Here is a 17928-nt window from a genome sequence, read left to right on the forward strand (position 1 = left end):
ATGGAATTCTATCCAATTCCATCATGGCGCGCCGGGGCACGGCCGGCAACGACGCCGCCGGGGGCGGCCTCAGCCCATCACGATGGCGCCGTCGGGCTCCAGCCGCACCGGCAGCGCGTCGAGCCCGCAATCGGCGGGGCCGGAGACCGGATGGCCATCGGCGGCGTCGAACTCGGCGAAATGGTTGCTGCAGACCAGGCGCTGCCCGTCGGCGCTCAGCACGCTGCCGCCGCGCCAGGTCAGCGGCAGGAAGGCGTGCGGGCAGGCGTCGAGGAAGGCGTGCACAGTGCCGCCATGCCGGACCAGCAGCATGGAGAAGACGCGGCGGCCGGCGCCGAAGCTCAGCGCCCGCACGCCGGGATCCCCGATCTCCTCGATCCGCCCCAGCGCCGTGCCCGGTGCCGGGGCATGGGGGTGCCGGCGCCAGGCCGGCTCCTCCTCCGGCGGTGCGAATGGGTTGCCGGTCACGCTGCCCGGTTGCCGTCGGCCGACAGCACACCGCGCCGGATCTGGTCCTCCTCGATGCTCTCGAACAGGGCGCGGAAATTGCCCTCGCCGAAGCCGTCATCGCCCTTGCGCTGGATGAACTCGAAGAAGATCGGGCCGATCACGGTCTGCGAGAAGATCTGCAGCAGCACCTTGGTGTGCGCGCCCTCGACCACGCCCTCGCCGTCGATCAGCAATCCCAACTCGCGCAGCCGCTCGACCGGCTCGCCATGCTTCGGCAGGCGGGTGTCGATCCTGTCGTAATAGGTGTCGGGCGGGGCCGGCATGAAGGCCAGGCCGTTCCGGTCCAGCCGGGCGACCGAGGCGTAGATGTCGCGGCAGCCCAGCGCCACATGCTGGATGCCCTCGCCCTTGTATTCCCGCAGGTATTCCTCGATCTGGCTCTTCTCGTCCGCGCTCTCGTTGATCGGGATGCGGATCTTGCCGTCCGGGCTGGTCAGGGCGCGGGAGTACAGGCCTGTCAGCTTGCCGCTGATGTCGAAATAGCGGATCTGCCGAAAGTTGAAGAGCCGGCTGTAGAAGTCGACCCAGACATCCATCTGGCCGCGATGCACATTGTGGGTCAGATGGTCGACATAGTAGAGGCCGGCGGGCTCGGGATGCGGCTCGGCCTCGCCGATCCAGTCGAAATCGACCTCGTAGATCGATCCCTTGGCGCCGTAGCGGTCGACCAAATACAGCAGCGACCCGCCGATGCCCTCGATCGCCGGGATCCGCAGCTCGCCGGCATTCACCCGGCTCTCGACCGGCTTGGCGCCCAGCGACGCGGCGCGCTTGAAGGCGTGATCGGCGTCGGCGACGCGGAAGGCCATGGCGCAGGCGCAGGGGCCGTGCCTGCGGGCGAAGTCGCTGGCGAAGCTGTCCGGCTCGGCATTGACGATGAAGTTGATGTCGCCCTGGCGGTACAGCGTCACCCGCTTCGACTTGTGCCGCGCCACCGGGACGAAGCCCATGGTCTCGAACAGCGCGCCCAGCTTTTCCGGCTCGGAGGAGGCGTATTCGACGAATTCGAACCCGTCCGTCCCCATCGGGTTGGACTCGGTGATCTCGGCCGGCGGGGCGTCGTGCGGATAGGGGCCCATGCTGCTCTCCTGGCGTGGCGCTCTGGGGAGAATGATAGCAGCGGAGGCATGGCCGTTCCGTGCGAAACGAAGGGTGGTGGCAAGCCCTGAAGCAAACTTCGAGCGCTGGGCAGGTGCTGTATGCAGGAAACGCGCATCATTCCCGCATGTCATGCCCGGGTTTGACCCGGGCATCCAGAGAGCATCGACAGCTTCTGGATTGCCGGGTCTAGCCCGGCAATGACACGGGAGGGGGGCGAAAACAAAAAGGCCGCCGGATCGCTCCGGCGGCCTGGGTGCCTCAGCGGCGGCGAGGCGCGCCTACTTCTCGACGAAGGCCTTCTCGATGACGTAGTCGCCCGGCTCGCCGTGGTTGCCCTCGACGAAGCCGCGATCCTCCAGGATCACCTTGAGGTCGGCCAGCATCTGCGGGCTGCCGCACAGCATCACCCGGTCGTTCTCGACCGACAGCGGCGGCAGGCCGATATCCTCGCCCAGCTTGTTCGAGGTGATCAGGTCGGTGATGCGGCCGCGGTTGCGGAACGGCTCGCGCGTCACGGTCGGGTAGTAGATCAGCTTGCCGCGGATCTCCTCGCCCAGGAACTCGTCCTGCGGCAGCTCCTGCGTGATCATTTCGCCATAGGCCAGCTCGGCGACCTGGCGGCAGCCATGCAGCAGCACGACCTTCTCGAACCGCTCATAGGTCTCGGGGTCGCGGATCAGGCTCAGGAACGGCGCCAGGCCGGTGCCGGTGCCCAGCAGGTACAGATTGCGGGCGGGCTTGAGGTTGTCCAACACCAGCGTGCCCGTCGCCTTGCGGCCGACGATGACGGGGTCGCCTTCCTTCAGATGCTGCAGCCGCGAGGTCAGCGGGCCGTTCTGGACCTTGATCGAGAAGAATTCGAGCCCGTCCTCGTAATTCGGGCTGACGACGCTGTAGGCGCGCAGCAACGGCTTGCCGTCGACCGGGATCCCGATCATCGTGAACTGGCCGTTCTTGAAGCGGAACGTCGGGTTGCGGGTCGTCTTGAAGCTGAAGAGCGTGTCGGTCCAGTGATGGACGCTGACAACGCGCTCCTCATTGAAGTTGCTCATGCCTCGTCACCCTTCGCTCGCGACCAACGCGCAGAATGTGGGAAATAGCCTCGCCGGTGTCGAGCCGATGCGTGTAGATTCTTCCGGCGAAATTTGCAAGGCGGCCTTGCTGCGGCATAATTTGTTTGTATACTAACAATAATGGCGGGCCGCCGGCGTTGTCAACGGTTCGCGACAGGCGAGGCGCCCCGGACAGCGGGGCCGCGGAAAAAGGAACGTCCCCATGGCGCATGACGAGCCGCAGAAGCCGGCCGGTCCGGCCAAGCTGGTGATCCGCAATATCGGGCTGCTGCTCAGCGGCAAGCTGGAGGCGCCGATCCTCGACGCCGACACCGTGGTCGCGGTCGACGGCCGCATCACCGCGGTCGGGCGCGAGAAGGATGTCGACACCGAAGGCGCCACCACGGTGATCGACGCCCATGGCACGACCCTGGCGCCCGGGCTGATCGACAGCCATGTCCATCCGGTGATCGGCGACTGGACGCCACGCCAGAACCAGATCGGCTGGATCGACAGCAGCCTGCATGGCGGCGTCACCACCATGATCTCGGCCGGCGAGGTGCATCTGCCCGGCCGGCCGCGCGACGTCATCGGGCTGAAGGCCCTGGCGGTCACGGCGCAGCGCAGCTTCTCCGCCTTCCGCCCCTCCGGCGTGAAGATTCATGCCGGCGCGCCGGTGATCGAGAAGGAGATGGAGGAGCAGGACTTCAAGGACCTGGCCGCGGCCGGCGTCACCCTGCTGGGTGAGATCGGCCTCGGCGGGGTCAAGGACGGCACCACCGCCAACCGCATGGTCGGCTGGGCCCGCAAATACGGGATCCAGAGCACGATCCACACCGGCGGCCCGTCCATCCCCGGCTCGGGCCTGATCGACAAGGATGTGGTTCTGGAGACCGACGCCGACGTGGTCGGCCACATCAATGGCGGCCACACCGCTTTGCCGGACGGCCAGATCCGCTGCATCTGCGAGGGCTGCCAGCGCGGGCTGGAGCTGGTGCACAACGGCAATGAGCGGGCGGCCCTGTTCACCCTGCGCATCGCCAAGGAGATGGGGCAGCTGGAGCGCGTGATCCTGGGCACGGACGCGCCGGCCGGCTCCGGCGTCCAGCCCCTCGGCATCCTGCGCATGGTCGCGATGCTGTCCTCGCTCGGCGACGTGCCGGCCGAGACCGCCTTCTGCTTCGCCACCGGCAACACGGCGCGGATGCGCAAGCTCGACGCCGGCATCATCGAGCCCGGCTGGTCGGCCGATTTCGTGTTCCTCGACACCGCCCAGCACTCCGCCGGCACTTCGATCCTGGAGAGCGTGCAGCTCGGCGACCTGCCGGGCGTCGGCATGACCGTGATCGACGGCGTGGTGCGCAGCCAGCGCAGCCGCAACACCCCGCCGGCCACCCGGGTGCCGGTGGTGGTGAAGGGGTAAGGCCTACAGCACGAAATCCGCCCCGGTCAGCGGGGCGTCGACAAAGACCTGTACCAGGAAGTCGGTGCGCCTGTCGCCGTCGGAATCTCCCCGGACCAGGAAGCTGCGTCCGGTCCCGACCGGCGTGATCAGCAGCTCGGCGCCGGCGCCGGTGTAGGTGGTACCGGCGACGATGGTGAAGGCGGTGTCGCCGTTGGCGGCGTCGCCGTCGGCGTCGATGGCGCCGAGATCGACGACATCGCCCTCGGTGCGGGAGAAATCGAGGATCCGCTCCCGGAAATCGGGATAGGTGGTGACGTCGGTGTCGGCCAGCGAGGTGTAGACGAAGCGGTCGGCCCCGGTCGCGTCGTAGAGATCGTCGCCATAGAGGTTGTCGTTGCCGGTGCCGCCGATGATCGTGTCGTCGCCGGCATCGCCCATCAGCTGGTCGTTGTATCCTGCCCCGATCAGCAGATCGTTGCCGTCGCCGCCACGGAAGCTGTCGAAATAATCGGCACCGGTGGCGATGTCGTCGCCGCCCAGGCCGTCGAAGCTGTTGATCGCACCCAGGCCGCGCAGGATGTTGACGCCGTCGTCGCCGGTGACGCTGATCCCGCGCTCCCGGCTGCCCTCGATGATCTCGATCCCGCTCAGCACGTCGCCTTCGGCGTCGCCGCCGGTACTGACGCCGGTGGTCAGGTTGATCGTCGGGCCGACCGGGCTGTCGGCATAGCTGGCCGTGTCGATGCCGGCGCCGCCGATGAGGCGGTCGGCCCCGGCGCCGCCATCGAGCACGTCGTCTCCGTCGCCCCCGTGGAGGACGTCACGACCAGCCAGGCCGAACAGGATGTCGGTCCCGGCCAGGCCGCGCAGCGCGTTGTCTCCGGCGTCGCCGGTCAGGGCGTCGCCGAACAGGCTGCCGCGGACGATCTCGAAGCTGTCGCGCAGCACGTCGCCCTCGGCGGCCCCGCCATGGGTGGCGCCCGTGGTCAGGTTGACCGAGACGCCGGCGGCGCTGTCGCCGTAGTTGAGGATGTCAATGCCGGTGCCGCCGGTCAGCGTGTCCGCGCCAGCGGCGCCATAGAGGTTGTCGTCGCCGTCGCCCCCTTCGAGCCAGTCGTCGCCGTCCAGCCCCCGCAGCAGGTCGCTGCCGCCGAGGCCGTAGAGGCTGTCGTCGCCGTCGCCGCCGAACAACCGGTCGTTGTCCTCGGTGCCGATCAGGATCGTCATCTCCACCTCCCGATGCGTTGGGCTATGCTGGTCATTCTGCGTCCGGTGCGTGAAATCTTATTTCGATAAACAGTCTAAAAATTTCGAAATGAAGGAGTCTATGGCTGTCGTGTGAAACTTCCTCAGGTGCACCGCGGGATGGTGGCGCGACCGGCCAAGCTCCGAGGTCCCCGGGGCGGAGCGTGTCATCCGTTCGGATGATGTTGGTGGACCGCCCCGAGGGTAGCTTGAGGGCTGGCGGCCGATGCTTCCGCCATCGGTGGGAGGGAGATTGAGCGTGGATATCAACGGCACCGACGGCGACGACACGCTTTCCGGAACGGAGAGCTCCGACATCATCAAAGGCGAAGGCGGAAACGATACGCTCTACGGCCTCGGCGAGCTGGATCTCATGGACGGCGGCAGCGGCAACGACTGGCTCTACGGGGGCGGGGGCCTCGACTTTCTGAGCGGCGGCGACGGCAACGACACGCTCGACGGTGGCGACGGGAATGATCTTCTGACCGCAGGCGCCGGCTACGATGTGCTGTTCGGTGGCGTCGGTGACGACCAGCTGTACGTGCCCAACCTCTCGGGCACTGCCGACATCCTGGCCGATGGTTTCTTCGGCGGCGACGGCAACGACAAGCTGTCGATTTACCGGCTCGGCACCACCCTCGGCTACCGCATCGCGATGGACGGCACGGTTGCCAGCGACGGCAGCCAGGCGTTCAGCATCGAGGCGCTGGAATACCTCGCTGGCGAGGGTGCCGACGTCATCTCCGGCGGGGTCGGCGACGACTGGCTCATGGGCAATGGCGGGGCCGACACGCTGCGCGGCGGCGCCGGCCTCGACGTGCTGGGCGGAGGGGCCGGCGATGACGCCCTTCATGGCGGCGATGGCGACGACACGCTGAACGACGGCGCCGGGGCCGTGATCGTCGACGGCGGCGCCGGGTTTGACCGCCTGACCATCGATTGCAGGGGCAGCGCTGCCGCGGCCAGCTTCGCGGCGGACGGCCGGACCAACGCCGATGGCAGCCGCGTCATCGGGGTCGAGGCCATGGTTTACCAGGCCGGCTCCGGCGCCGATATCATCATCGGCACCGCGGCGGAGGACACCCTCTACGGCAATGGCGGAAACGACCGGCTGAGCGGAGGAACGGGCTCCGACATCCTGGACGGCGGCGATGGCGCCAATGTGCTGGACGGCGGGGCCGGCAGCGACATCCTGCTGGGTCGCCGCGGGCCAGACACGTTGATCGGCGGTGCCGGCGACGACCGTGTGGACTATGGCACCAGTGCGATCGGCGTCACCGTGAACCTGGGGGCCCGGACGGCTTCGGGCGGAGACGCGGACGGCGACGTGATCGGCGCCGATATCGAGGGGGTCTCGGGTTCCGATGCCAGCGACAGCCTGACCGGTTCGGCCGCGGCCAATTTCCTCGGTGGCGGCGGAGGAGACGATATTCTCTCCGGCCTTGGCGGAAGCGATGTCCTGAAGGGGAGCGCCGGCAACGACACGCTGGCAGGAGGGGCCGGAGCCGATGCGCTGGACGGCGACGGCATCGGCGTCACCGGCATCGACACCGCCAGCTATGGCGACGCCGTTGTCGGGGTGACGGTCGATCTCGCGGCCGGAAAGGCCTCGGACGGCGATACGCTGCGCAACATCGAATACGTCACGGGCTCGAATTTCGCCGACGCGGTGACCGGCGACGCCGGCGCCAACCTGCTGCACGGCCTCGCCGGCAACGACATGCTTCGGGGCGGGGCCGGCGACGATACCCTGTTCGGCGATTCCGGGAACGACGTGCTCCGGGGTGGTGGCGGGGCTGACCTGCTCAGCGGTGGCACCGGCATCGACACCGTCAGCTATTTCACCGGAACTGTCGGGGTTTCGGTCAATCTGGCGGTCGGAACCGGAATCGGCGGCGAGGCCCAGGACGACTCCTTGATCGGCATCGAGATCGTTTCCGGCAGCCAGGGCCATGACAGCCTCGTCGGCGACACCGGCGCCAACACGCTACAGGGCTGGGGCGGCAACGACGTGCTGGCCGGGGCCGGCGGCCAGGATACGCTCAGCGGCGGCGCCGGCGCCGACCGTTTCGTCTATGGCAGCGCGGCGCAGAGCGTGGTCGGCGCCAGTGCCGACCGGATCACCGATTTCAGCCATGCCCAGGGCGACCGCATCGACCTGTCGGCGATCGACGCCAGCACCGCGGCCGCCGGCAACCAGGCGTTCCGCTTCATCGGGACGGCCCTCTACACCGGCGTCGCCGGCCAGCTTCGCACCGCCGTTTCCGGCGGGGTCACCACCATCGCGGGCGATCTCAACGGCGACAAGCTCAGCGACTTCCACATCACGCTGACCGGCGCCATCGCGCTGGTCGCCGCGGATTTCGTGCTGTAGCGGCTAGCTCAGCTTGCGCAGCAGCTCGACCAGCGCCGCCCGCTCGGCCTCGGTCAGCGGCGCCAGCGTCTCCTCGGTGATGCGGTGGGCCAGCGGCACGATGCGCTCGGCCAGGGCCTGGCCGGCGGGGCTCAGCGCCACCTCCAGCCGGCGGCCATCCTCCGGGTCCGGGCGGGTCTCGATCAGGCCGCGCCTGCCCAGCCGGTCGACCACGCCCTTGATCGTCGCCGCGTCCATCGCGGTGCGGCGGCCGAGCCGGTTCTGCGAGCAGGGGCCGCGCTCCAAGAGCTTGGCCAGCACCGCCCATTGCGTCGCCGTCAGGTCCTGCTCGCCGATCCCGGCGGAGAAGATCGCCGCGTGCCGCTGGCTGACCTGGCGCAGGATGAAGCCGATCTGCTCGTCGAGGATATAGGCGTTGTGCCCGCGCGCCGCGATGGTCATGGCCGCCTCATATCACACCGCCAGATAGGCGTCGCGGATCTCCGGCTGCGCCTCCAGCTCGGCCATGGTGCCGCCGAAGCGAATGCGGCCGCTCTCGATGATGTAGGCGCGATCGCTGATCAGCCGGGCGAAATGCAGGTTCTGCTCGGACAGCAGCACGCTCAGCCCCTCGCGCTTCATCGCCAGGATGGCGTCGGCCATCTGCTCGACGATCTTCGGCGCCAGGCCTTCCGACGGCTCGTCCAGCAGCACCAGAGACGGGTTGCCCATCAAGGTGCGGGCGATGGTCAGCATCTGCTGCTCGCCGCCGCTCATCCGCCCGCCGGGGCGCCGGCGCATCTCGGCCAGGTTGGGGAACAGGGCGTAGAGCCGCTCCGGCGTCCAGGTCGGCGCGCCCGGCCGCGGCGGCTGCAGGCCGACGGCCAGGTTCTCCTCCACCGTCAGGTCGGTGAAGATCCGCCGGTCCTCGGGCACATAGCCGAGGCCGGCGCGGGCGATCTCATGCGTCGGCCTGGCGGCGATGTCGGCGCCGCGGAACAGGATCCGGCCCTCCCGCCGCGGCACCAGCCCGACCAGGGACCGGAAGGTGGTGGACTTGCCGGCGCCGTTGCGGCCGAGGAAGGCGACCACCTCGCCCTCGCCGACCTCGAAACCGACATCGAACAGGATGTGCGCCGGGCCGTAATGGGCGTTGAGGCCGGAGACCGAGAGAGTCATGCAGTCACCCCTTCGCGATGCCTGGCGTCGTACAGCAGCCCGTCGCCGAGATAGACCGCGCGCACCTGCGGGTCGCGGCGCACCGCCTCGGGCGTGCCCTCGGCGATCAGCGCGCCGCGGTTCAGCACCATGATCCGGTCGGCATGCTCGAACACCACATCCATGTCGTGCTCGGTGAACAGCACGCCGATCCGGCGCTGCCGGGCGACCCGCGCGGTCAGGCGCATCAGCGCCACCCGTTCCTTCGGCGCCATGCCGGCGGTGGGCTCGTCCATCAGAAGCAATTTGGGCGTGTTGGCCAGGGCGACCGACAGCTCCAGCCGCTTGACGTCGCCATAGGCCAGTTCGCCGCAGGCCCGCTCCGCCGCGTCGCCGAGTCCCACCAGGTCCAGCAGCGCATCGGCCTCGCCGCGATAGGCGCGGCCGGCGAAGGCAAGGCCGAACCGGCGGTGATGCGACAGCAGCGCCACCTGCACGTTCTCGCGCACGGTCATCGAGGCGAAGGTGGCGGCGATCTGGAAGGTACGGCCGACGCCCAGGCGCCACACCCGGCGCGGCGCCAGGCCGGTGATGTCGCTGCCCTCCAGCCTGACCCGGCCGGCATTGGGCCGGATCTGGCCATTCAGCATGTTGAAGCAGGTGCTCTTGCCGGCGCCGTTCGGGCCGATCAAGGCAAGGATCCCGCCGGCCTCGAGCGTGAAGTCGACGCCGCGCACCGCCGGCACCCCGGCATAGGATTTGGCCAGGCCTTCGACCTGCAGCAAGGGCGCGTTCATTCCGCGGCCTCCATGCGCGAGGCGGCGGCGGAGATCGAGGCGGGCGGCTTCCGCCGCCTGGCCCGCCACTCCTCGACGAAGCCGACCAGCCCCTTGGGGAAGGCCACGACCAGCAGCACGATGATGCCGCCCAGCACCAGCTTCGACAGGTCGGTCTGGCTGGCCAGCCAGATCGCCAGCGCCTTGTAGACGATGGCGCCGAAGACCGCGCCGGAGACGGTCTCGATGCCGCCCAGCAGCACCATGACGAGGCCGTCGATCGACAGCGGGATGCCGAGATTGTCCGGGAAGACGCTGCCCTTGAGGAAGGCGAACAGCGCCCCGGCCAGCCCGGCCATGGTGCCGGCGGCCAGGAAGGCGACCCACTGCACCCCGGCGCGGCCGATGCCGATCGCCTCTGCCCGCTGGGTCGAATCCCGCACGCCGCGCAGGGCGAAGCCGAAGGGCGAGAAGGTCAGGATGCGCAGCAGCGCGATGCCGGCGGCCGCCACGGCCAGGGCCAACCAGTAGAAGCCGGCCGGGTTCGCCGCCCAGGCGGACGGCCAGATCCCCAGCATGCCGTTGTCGCCGCCGGTCAGCTCGACCCATTGCGTCGCCACCGACCAGGTGATCTGGGCGAAGGCCAAGGTCAGCATGGCGAAATAGACGCCGGACAGGCGCACGCAGAAGGCGCCGAACAGCGCCGCGCCGAGCAGCCCGAACAGCGGCCCGGCCAGCAGCGCCGCCTCCATCGGCAGTCCCATGGCTTTGACCGCGAAGGCCGCGCCATAGGTGCCGAGGCCGAAATAGGCGGCATGGCCGAAGGAGGCGAGGCCGCCGGTCGTCATCAGGAACTGCAGGCTGGCGGCGAACAGGGCGAAGATCGCGATCTCGGTGGCCACGCCCAGGGCATAGCCGCCGGCCACCGTCGGCAGCAGCGCCGCGGCCACGAGCGCGGCCATCAGGGCGATGCGCTCGCCCGGGCCGAAGGGCCGCCAGGGCCGGATGGAAATGCCGACGGTCGGCCGCGCCGGCCCCTCGGGCTTGCCCAGCAGGCCCCAGGGCCGCACCACCAGCACGCAGGCCATCACCAGGAACACCAGCACCAGCGAGATGGTGGGGAAGACCAGGATGCCGAAGGCGTTCAGCTCCGACACCAGCACCGCGGCGATGAAGGCGCCGGGCACGCTGCCCAGGCCGCCGATCACGACCACGACGAAGACCTCGACGATGATGCGCAGATCCATGCTGTGAGTGACGGCGTCGCGCGGGATCTGCAGCGCCCCGCCCAGGCCGGCCAGGAACACGCCCAGCGCGAAGACGCTGGTGAACAGCCATTTCTGGTTCACGCCCAAGGCCGCGATCATGTCGCGATCCTGGGTCGCGGCGCGCACCAGCACCCCCCAACGGGTGCGCCGGAACAGGAGCCACAGCAGGCCCAGCACCACGGGGCCGAGGACGATCAGGAACAGGTCGTACAGCGGCAGCCTCTGGCCCAGGATCTCGACCGCGCCGCGAAAGCCCGGCGCGCGGCGGCCGACCAGGTCCTCCGGCCCCCAGATCAGCACCGCGAGATCCTGCACCATCAGGGTGACGCCGAAGGTGGCCAGCAGCTGGAACAGCTCCGGCGCCCGGTAGATCCGGCGCAGCAGCACGATCTCCAGCAGCGCCCCGAGCGCCGCCACGATCAGGGCGGCGAGGACGAGGCCGCCCCAGAAGCCCAGCGCGCCGGAGAAGCGCTCGGTCAGGGTGTAGGCGAGGTACGCGCCCAGCATGTAGAAGGCGCCATGCGCGAAGTTCACGATCCGCGTCACGCCGAAGATGATCGACAGGCCCGACGCCACCAGGAACAGCGAGGCGGCGCTGGCGAGTCCGGTCAGGAACTGGGCGACGAGGAAATCCACCAAGCCTCTCCCGTTTATCCTAGTCCCCCTCCCCCTGCGGGAGGGGGTAGGGGGAGGGGGTTGCCGATGCGGGGCTCCGGCATTGCCGGATCAAAACTGCGCTAGGGCTCGGTCCATCCAAACGGTTCTCGTCGGCCCGAACCCCCTCCCCCTAGCCCCCTCCCGCGAGGGGAGGGGGGACACGGAGGATCACTCCGCCGGCCGCAGCTTGGCGACCTCGGCGTCGCCGGGCAGGTAGTTGGCGCCGTCGCGGTACTCGAAGCCGGTCATCACGCCCTTGCCGTCCTCCACCGTGGTCTTGCCGACGAAGGCGCCGAGGGTCGACTGATGGTCGACCTTGCGGAAGGTGATCGGCCCGAACGGGCTGTCGACGCCGATGCCCTCGGCCGCCGCGATCATCTTGTCGGGGTCAGCCGACCCGGCCTTGGCCAGGATCGCCGCAATCGACTTCATGGTGGTGTAGCCGACGATCGAGCCGAGCCGCGGATAGTCGTCATACTTGGCCTGGTAGGCCTTCAGGAACGCGTCATGCTCCGGCGACTTGATCGCGTACCAGGGATAGCCGGTGACGATCCAGCCCTCGGGCGTCTCGTCCTTCAGCGGGTCGAGATATTCCGGCTCGCCGGTCAGGAAGCTGACCACCGACCGGTCGTCGAACAGGCCGCGGGTGTTGCCCTCGCGCACGAACTTCACTAGGTCGGCGCCGAAGGTGACGTTCAGGATCGCCTCCGGCTTCGAGGCGGCCAGAGCCTGCACCACCGCGCCGGCGTCGATCTTGCCCTGCGGCGGCCACTGCTCGTTGACCCATTCGATGTCCGGCCGCTTGGCCGACAGCAGCTGCTTGAACACCGCCACGGCCGACTGGCCGTATTCGTAGTTCGGCGCCACCGTGGCCCAGCGCTTGGCCGGCAGCTTCGCCGCCTCCTCGGCCAGCATCGCCGCCTGCATGTAGTTCGACGGGCGCAGCCGGAAGGTGTAGCGATTGCCGTTGGCCCAGGTGACGGCGTCGGTCAGCGGCTCCGCCGCCATGAAGAACACCTTCTTCTGCTTGGCGAAATCCGACACGGCGAGGCCGATGTTGGAGAAGAAGGTGCCGGCCAGGATGGTGACGCCCTCGGACGACACCAGCTCGTTGGCGGCGGTCACGGCGTCGGCCGGCTTGCCGCCGTCGTCCTTGGAGATGACGACCAGCTTCTGGCCGTTGACCCCGCCGGCGGCGTTGACCTCGTCGATCGCCAGCTGCCAGCCCTTGCGATAGGGCTCGGTGAAGGCCGGCAGGCCGGAATAGCTGTTGATCTCCCCGATCTTGATCTCCTGCGCCCCGGCCGAGGCCGACCCCCAGAGCGCGGCGGCCAGCGCCAGCACGGCCGCGACGTGAAACCTCTTCATCCCTGTCTCCTTCGTGTCCCTGTCGGTCGGGCTGCCTTGTGGTTTGCCCTCTCGCCGTGCCGGTTTCCAGGCCCTTGTTCCTACCCGCTTGTCATGCCCGGGCTTGACCCGGGCATCCAGAAGGTCTCGACACCCTCTGGATTGCCGGGTCAAGCCCGGCAATGACAACGAGAAGGAAGGCCGGGCCCGGCCTAGTGCCTATCGCAATCCGTCCTCGCCCTTGATCTCGCTCGCCTTCAGCCCGCCGACCCGGGGCAGGGGGCGGCCGCTGTCGGTCACCGCCACCGCGACCATGATCTCGCCGGCTCGCGGCGCGTCGGCGATGCGCACCTCCATGCCGTCGAAATGGCTGCGGACATAGGCGGCGTCCTTGTGGCCTAGCGGGATGTCCAGTGCCACGCCCGGGCCGCCGCGCTTCTTCGAGGACGGGATCAGCGCCGCGCCCTTGCCCAGCACGCGGCGCACCGGCGTGCCCAGCTTCGGGTGCAGGATGGCGGCGGCGTGCTCCAACTCGCCATTCTCGCCCACCGCCGCGGCCTTGCCGTAGCTCTCCGCCGCTGGCCCCTCGATGCCCAGCGCCGCGACCGCCTTCTCGGCCAGCAGGCCGCCAAGTTCCTCGCCGATCTCGAACAGCCCGGTCAGGTCCTCGGCATAGCGGCCGGCGAAGGGGTTCTCGATCACTGCCACGGCGGCGGCGCGGCGGGTCGGCGGGGTGACCGGCCGGCCCATCTCGGTCACCGTCTCCTCGACCACGGTGACGATCTTCCGGATCTTCGCGTTCATCGCAGCCCGTCCTCGCCCTTGATCTCGCCGGCCTTCAGCCCGCCGACGCGGGCGTGGATGCGGGCGCCGGTGGTCATCACCAGCACCAGCGCGATCTCGTCCGCCTTCGGGCCGTCCGGCACGCCCACCTCCATCGCGTCGAAGTGGCTGCGGACATAGGAGGCATCGATATGGGTCACCGGCACGTCCAGCCGCGCGCCGGGCCCGCCGACCTTCTTGGCCGAGGGCACGATCGCCTTGGCGCCGCCCAGCGCCTCGCGCATCGCATAGCCGCCGGGGACATGCCACAGCGCGCCATGCTCCAGCTCGCCGGCAGCGCCGACAATGGCGCCCTTGCCGTAGCCTTCGATGGCCTTCGGGTCGCCGCCCAGCGCCCGGATCAGCTGCTGCGCCATGGCCAGGCCCAGCGGCTTGAGGTCGTCCATGAAGCCCGCGATCTCCTCGACATAGCGGCCGGCGAAGGGGTTGCGGATCACGGCGATGATCGCCCCGCGGTGCAGCGGTGCCGCGGCCGGCGGCCCGCCCTCGTGGAAGATCTCCTCGACGGTGACCAGGCGCTTGCGGATCTCGACCTCAGGCATGGAAGGTTCCTTGTTCAGCTCTTCGTTCGTCATCCCCGCGAAAGCGGGGATCTCCCGCCGCTCTCGATCCCATCGAGATTCCCGCGTTCGCGGGATTGACGGAGAGGGAGGAGCGGTCGGGGCCTAGCCCAACCATCCGCGTCTCGCCGGCCAGATGCAGGGCGGCGGCGCGGATCAGGCCGCGGGCGATCAGGGTCTCGGCCATGGCGGCGCCGGTCTCGAGGGCCGCGTCGATCTCGGCCGCGGCCAGTGGGCCGACGCCGCGGGTCACCAGGCGGTCGCCCAAATCGCTGTCGGGCTGCAGCTCGCGCGCCGGGACGCGGGAGATGGCGGGATGGCCGGGCAGGTCGACGGCATTGGCCACCACCGTGGCGGCGGCATCGGCATCGGCGGCGCCGGCGGCCAGGATGGTGACGGCGTCGGCGATGCCGAGCGAGAAGCTGCGGCCGCGCCAGCCGCTGGTGGCGATGCCGCAAATCCCGTCCCCGGCCGCCAGCACGGTGGTGCCGAACAGGCCGGGCTGGTCAGGTCTGTCCACCAGGCCGACGGTGAAGCTCTGTCCTGGCGCCAAGTGCAGGGCGATGTCGCCGCCGTTGTTGACATAGGCGCGGGCCAAGGGCGCCGCCGCGGTCATCGCCGCCAGCACCGCCTCGGCCACCGCGCCCGCCACCGCCGCCATCGGGGTGATGAAGCTGTCGGCGGCGTAGGGCGCCACCGCGTCATGCATGCGGCGGGCGACCGGGCCCTGCAGCGGGCAGCGATCCGGCCGGGCCGGGGCGCGCAGCAGGGCCAGCTCGTCGCACAGCTCGTCCAGCAGGCCGGTGAAGCGGCGCGCCGCCGCCTGATAGGCCGCCTGCACCGCCTCCATCGTCCCGCTGGCCTCGAGGATCAGGTCGATCGGCCCGTCCTGCAGATGCAGTCGCCGCCCGTCGGGCAGCAGCGCGATCTGCGGGATCCGGGCCATCGGCCGGCCTCAGCCGTGCGACCGCTTCGCGCCTTCCGGCGCGAAGGGCCAGGGGTTGTCGCGATGGCCCGGCACCTGCCGCCGCGCCGCGTCGACGCCGAGCGAGGAGAGGGGGCGGACATGATCCATATGCCCCTCCAGCGCCTCGTAGTCGGACAGGCGCAGGGTGAACTCGATCGGCGCCACCAGGGCCGGGGTGGGGACATAGCCGAAGGCGTTCTCCGGCACCCTTGTCACGTCGACCATGAAGGTGATGCCGCCGCCCGGCCAGACATAGACCGGGGCGCCGCCGCAGGTGACATAGGTCAGCGCCTGCTTCACCGACCGGGTCAGCCGCACCGGGTTCTCGGTGACGCCGGAGCGCAGCGAGCCGCCGGCGCCGCCCATGAACAGCACGGTGCACAGCGCCGGCTCGCAATTCTCCTCGATCCGCGCGATCGACTGCTGCAGCGCCGCCGGCAGCTCCTGCTGCACCGGCTTCAGCTCGTCATCCAGCACGTAGTAGGCGAAATGCTCGCCGGTGGTGCTGACCATCAGCATGGTCAGGCCGGGCCGCGCCGCCTTGGGGTTGAACGGCCCCAGGATCGACAGCGGGTCGGTGATGTCGGTGCCGCCCCAGCCGGTGCCCGGCTGGGCCACCTGGAAGTAGCGGCCGGGGGTGGACCGGCGGCCCTTCATGTGGATGCCGGTATCGGGGATGCCCAGCAGCTTGCCGGCCTGGTGCTCCGACAGCACGCCGGTGATGTGGTCGTCGACCACCACCACCTCGTCGACCTTGCCGTGCCACTGCTTGGCGAACATGCCGACGGTGGCGGAGCCGCAGCCGACCCGCATCCGCTCTTCCGCCGCGCCGTTGACGATCGGCGGTTTGCCGGCCTGCACGATCACCGTGGCGCCGTCATCGATGGTCAGCTCGACCGCGCGGCCGTTGCTCAGCTCCAGCAGCGTGTCGCAGGTGACGCGGCCCTCCTTCTTGCTGCCGCCGGTCAGGTGGTGCACGCCGCCCAGCGACAGCATCTGCGACCCGTATTCGCCGGTGGTGACATGGCCGACCGGCTCGCCTTGGGCGCGGACCAGGCTGCGCTCCGGCCCCAGATGGCGGTCGGTGTCGATCTTCACCTTGACGCCGCAATAGCTGAAGATGCCCTCGGTCACCACCGTGACCATGTCGACCCCGTCGACCTCGGCCGAGACGATGAAGGGCGCCGGCTTGTAGTCGGGATAGGTGGTGCCGGCGCCGATCGCGGTGACGAAGGTCTCCGGCCCGCGCACCAGCTTGCCGTCCCAGTCGCCCCCGCCGCGGTTGAACGGCACCACGCTGCCGCCCTGCTGCAGGGTGCGGTCCAGCACCACATGCGGGTCGACCCGGACCAGCGTGCCATCATGGTTGGCGTAGCGGTCGCAGGCCCCGGCGGCGCCGGGCTTGATGTAGCACATCACCGGGCAGGCATCGCAGCGGATGCGGCCGTCCTCGGTCTTCTCTGGGGGCTGGGACATGTCAGTCTCGGTTCCGGCCGGCCGACGGGATGTCCCCTGCCGGCGACGGCGCGGCGCCAATGCCGTGAAGCGCGCCTGTCCGGAGCTGCATCCGGGATCTCCCTGGCCTGATCCTGTTTCGAATGCGGCCGTTTCCCGGCCGGTATTTCATTCGTATACAAATGATCTTCATCCGCGCCAGGACCCCTGTCAAGGCGGGATCGACGGCGCGCCCGTAGCAGTCAGCACCGGCTACCGGCTACGGCACGGTGTCCAGATCGGTGCCGCGGAACTCGTCATGCGTGGCGAGGATCGGGGCCTGGTGATATTTGGCACAGGCGTAGTGCAGGCAGTCGCCCAGATTCAGGCCGCGACGCCCCGCCCTGTACCGATGCGCTGCCGACAGGGCCAGCGTCGTGGCTTGCGCCGCGGGCGGCAGGTCGCGGATCTCGATGCCGCGCTCGTCGAGGAATTCAAGCACGATGGGCTCGACGGCCTCGATCGGCAGATCGAACTTGTCCGGCCGGGCGAGCGCGATGGCGGTTTCCAGCACGGTCACCGGAGATGTGAAGGGTGTCTCCGCCACCATCAGCGCATCCGAAATGCGGGCGGCTTCGGGCTCGTGCGACAGGACCGCGATGATCGCGGACGCATCCACGAACATCAGCGCTCGTCCCACAGGTCATCAAAGGCGCTTTTCGGCAGGGGGCGGCGCGCCGTGTCGTTGAGGCTCACCCCGTGCTTCCGGCGAAGGCGTTCGGCCGTCTGCAACGGCGTCTCGGCCTTGCGGCGGCGTTCGATCGCTTCCTTCATCGCGATGACGATGGCCTCCGTGATGCCGACGCCTTCCAGCTTGGCGAACTTCCGGGTCAGCTCGTCGGCTTCCGGATTGTTGATGTTGATCGCCATGGAGCATCTCACGCAGACGACTACATGCGCATATGTAGTCGGCCTTGCCTACATCGGCAACAGCCGGATCCGCTGCTCCGCCGCGCCTTCCACCGCCGCGCGGCTGTACAGCAGCGGCACCTGCTCGCCGCGGGCCCAGAGCGGGGCGAGGTCGCGGTAGTGCGGCGAACGCGGGTCGCCGGACTGGCCGGGCGTGTTGATGCAGGTGCTGCGGTCCCAGTCGCCGACATCCATGACGATGCGGACCGAGGCGCCATGGGTCACCCGGAAATCGTCCGGCCGGTAGGCGGCGTGCATGACGGTGGAACTGCTGCCGCCCTTC

At 69.4% G+C, this 17928-nt stretch carries 18 protein-coding genes; 2 read left to right on the forward strand and 16 right to left on the reverse strand.

The window, feature by feature from the left end:
• Positions 1–69 precede the first annotated feature (69 nt).
• From P409_RS07600 to P409_RS07610, 3 genes are all read right to left on the reverse strand, one after another.
• Positions 70–468, reverse strand: coding sequence for a Rieske (2Fe-2S) protein (locus P409_RS07600; protein WP_052120160.1), 399 nt, complete (start codon positions 466–468; stop codon positions 70–72).
• Positions 465–1589 carry a 4-hydroxyphenylpyruvate dioxygenase gene (gene hppD / locus P409_RS07605; protein ID WP_034833832.1) on the reverse strand — a complete coding sequence of 375 codons (1125 nt, stop codon included), beginning with the start codon at positions 1587–1589 and terminating at the stop codon, positions 465–467. Before hppD ends, P409_RS07600 begins: the two co-directional genes overlap by 4 nt.
• 300 nt (positions 1590–1889) lie before the next feature.
• A complete protein-coding gene (locus P409_RS07610; protein WP_034833835.1) occupies positions 1890–2663 on the reverse strand; it encodes a ferredoxin--NADP reductase in 774 nt (257 codons plus the stop codon).
• Between the two features lie 223 nt (positions 2664–2886).
• On the opposite strand from P409_RS07610, the gene P409_RS07615 reads away from it, so the two are divergent.
• Positions 2887–4086, forward strand: coding sequence for an amidohydrolase family protein (locus P409_RS07615; RefSeq protein ID WP_034833837.1), 1200 nt, complete (start codon positions 2887–2889; stop codon positions 4084–4086).
• A 3-nt stretch (positions 4087–4089) separates the two neighbouring features.
• Here P409_RS07615 and P409_RS07620 read toward each other — a convergent pair whose 3' ends face one another.
• Entirely contained in the window at positions 4090–5295 is a 1206-nt protein-coding gene (locus P409_RS07620) for a calcium-binding protein (protein ID WP_052120161.1), read from the reverse strand.
• A gap of 277 nt (positions 5296–5572) precedes the next feature.
• Between P409_RS07620 and P409_RS41175 the strand changes: the two genes are divergently transcribed.
• Positions 5573–7687, forward strand: coding sequence for a calcium-binding protein (locus P409_RS41175; RefSeq protein WP_034833839.1), 2115 nt, complete (start codon positions 5573–5575; stop codon positions 7685–7687).
• A 3-nt stretch (positions 7688–7690) separates the two neighbouring features.
• Here P409_RS41175 and P409_RS07630 read toward each other — a convergent pair whose 3' ends face one another.
• The 12 genes from P409_RS07630 to P409_RS07685 form a co-directional block, all read right to left on the reverse strand.
• Positions 7691–8128, reverse strand: coding sequence for a MarR family winged helix-turn-helix transcriptional regulator (locus P409_RS07630; protein ID WP_034833842.1), 438 nt, complete (start codon positions 8126–8128; stop codon positions 7691–7693).
• A 12-nt stretch (positions 8129–8140) separates the two neighbouring features.
• Positions 8141–8845, reverse strand: a complete 705-nt coding sequence (locus P409_RS07635) for an ABC transporter ATP-binding protein (protein ID WP_034833844.1) — start codon at positions 8843–8845, stop codon at positions 8141–8143.
• Entirely contained in the window at positions 8842–9621 is a 780-nt protein-coding gene (locus P409_RS07640; RefSeq protein ID WP_034833847.1) for an ABC transporter ATP-binding protein, read from the reverse strand. Before P409_RS07640 ends, P409_RS07635 begins: the two co-directional genes overlap by 4 nt.
• Positions 9618–11504: an ABC transporter permease gene (locus tag P409_RS07645; RefSeq protein ID WP_034833874.1), complete on the reverse strand. Its 1887-nt coding sequence runs from the start codon at positions 11502–11504 to the stop codon at positions 9618–9620. Before P409_RS07645 ends, P409_RS07640 begins: the two co-directional genes overlap by 4 nt.
• 189 nt (positions 11505–11693) lie before the next feature.
• On the reverse strand, positions 11694–12893 hold the full coding sequence (locus tag P409_RS07650; RefSeq protein WP_034833850.1) for an ABC transporter substrate-binding protein: 1200 nt from the start codon (positions 12891–12893) through the stop codon (positions 11694–11696).
• A gap of 198 nt (positions 12894–13091) precedes the next feature.
• Positions 13092–13676, reverse strand: coding sequence for an amino acid synthesis family protein (locus P409_RS07655; protein ID WP_034833852.1), 585 nt, complete (start codon positions 13674–13676; stop codon positions 13092–13094).
• Positions 13673–14257 carry an amino acid synthesis family protein gene (locus tag P409_RS07660; protein WP_034833855.1) on the reverse strand — a complete coding sequence of 195 codons (585 nt, stop codon included), beginning with the start codon at positions 14255–14257 and terminating at the stop codon, positions 13673–13675. Before P409_RS07660 ends, P409_RS07655 begins: the two co-directional genes overlap by 4 nt.
• A complete protein-coding gene (locus P409_RS07665; protein WP_081991350.1) occupies positions 14250–15221 on the reverse strand; it encodes a UPF0280 family protein in 972 nt (323 codons plus the stop codon). Before P409_RS07665 ends, P409_RS07660 begins: the two co-directional genes overlap by 8 nt.
• A gap of 9 nt (positions 15222–15230) precedes the next feature.
• Complete coding sequence (locus tag P409_RS07670) at positions 15231–16718, reverse strand: 6-hydroxynicotinate reductase (RefSeq protein ID WP_034833857.1); 1488 nt, start codon at positions 16716–16718, stop codon at positions 15231–15233.
• A gap of 238 nt (positions 16719–16956) precedes the next feature.
• Positions 16957–17361 carry a type II toxin-antitoxin system VapC family toxin gene (locus tag P409_RS07675; RefSeq protein WP_034833860.1) on the reverse strand — a complete coding sequence of 135 codons (405 nt, stop codon included), beginning with the start codon at positions 17359–17361 and terminating at the stop codon, positions 16957–16959.
• Entirely contained in the window at positions 17361–17606 is a 246-nt protein-coding gene (locus P409_RS07680) for a PSK operon transcription factor (protein ID WP_034833863.1), read from the reverse strand. The genes P409_RS07675 and P409_RS07680 overlap by 1 nt, the downstream gene beginning before the upstream one ends.
• A 48-nt stretch (positions 17607–17654) precedes the next feature.
• Positions 17655–17928: penicillin acylase family protein (locus tag P409_RS07685; protein WP_161790357.1), on the reverse strand; the 274-nt coding region annotated here is incomplete at its 5' end.

It is taken from the genome of Inquilinus limosus MP06, from assembly GCF_000767795.1.
In the GTDB taxonomy this organism is placed as follows: Bacteria; Pseudomonadota; Alphaproteobacteria; order DSM-16000; family Inquilinaceae; genus Inquilinus; species Inquilinus limosus_E.

What these genes read in the sequence shown, in the direction of transcription:
- hppD (WP_034833832.1), bottom strand. Translation starts at nt 1,589, where the DNA reads ATGGGCCCCTATCCGCACGACGCCCCGCCGGCCGAGATCACCGAGTCC.
- P409_RS07610 (WP_034833835.1), bottom strand. Translation starts at nt 2,663, where the DNA reads ATGAGCAACTTCAATGAGGAGCGCGTTGTCAGCGTCCATCACTGGACC.
- P409_RS07615 (WP_034833837.1), top strand. Translation starts at nt 2,887, where the DNA reads ATGGCGCATGACGAGCCGCAGAAGCCGGCCGGTCCGGCCAAGCTGGTG.
- P409_RS07620 (WP_052120161.1), bottom strand. Translation starts at nt 5,295, where the DNA reads ATGACGATCCTGATCGGCACCGAGGACAACGACCGGTTGTTCGGCGGC.
- P409_RS07630 (WP_034833842.1), bottom strand. Translation starts at nt 8,128, where the DNA reads ATGACCATCGCGGCGCGCGGGCACAACGCCTATATCCTCGACGAGCAG.
- P409_RS07635 (WP_034833844.1), bottom strand. Translation starts at nt 8,845, where the DNA reads ATGACTCTCTCGGTCTCCGGCCTCAACGCCCATTACGGCCCGGCGCAC.
- P409_RS07640 (WP_034833847.1), bottom strand. Translation starts at nt 9,621, where the DNA reads ATGAACGCGCCCTTGCTGCAGGTCGAAGGCCTGGCCAAATCCTATGCC.
- P409_RS07650 (WP_034833850.1), bottom strand. Translation starts at nt 12,893, where the DNA reads ATGAAGAGGTTTCACGTCGCGGCCGTGCTGGCGCTGGCCGCCGCGCTC.
- P409_RS07655 (WP_034833852.1), bottom strand. Translation starts at nt 13,676, where the DNA reads ATGAACGCGAAGATCCGGAAGATCGTCACCGTGGTCGAGGAGACGGTG.
- P409_RS07660 (WP_034833855.1), bottom strand. Translation starts at nt 14,257, where the DNA reads ATGCCTGAGGTCGAGATCCGCAAGCGCCTGGTCACCGTCGAGGAGATC.
- P409_RS07665 (WP_081991350.1), bottom strand. Translation starts at nt 15,221, where the DNA reads ATGGCCCGGATCCCGCAGATCGCGCTGCTGCCCGACGGGCGGCGACTG.
- P409_RS07670 (WP_034833857.1), bottom strand. Translation starts at nt 16,718, where the DNA reads ATGTCCCAGCCCCCAGAGAAGACCGAGGACGGCCGCATCCGCTGCGAT.
- P409_RS07675 (WP_034833860.1), bottom strand. Translation starts at nt 17,361, where the DNA reads ATGTTCGTGGATGCGTCCGCGATCATCGCGGTCCTGTCGCACGAGCCC.
- P409_RS07680 (WP_034833863.1), bottom strand. Translation starts at nt 17,606, where the DNA reads ATGGCGATCAACATCAACAATCCGGAAGCCGACGAGCTGACCCGGAAG.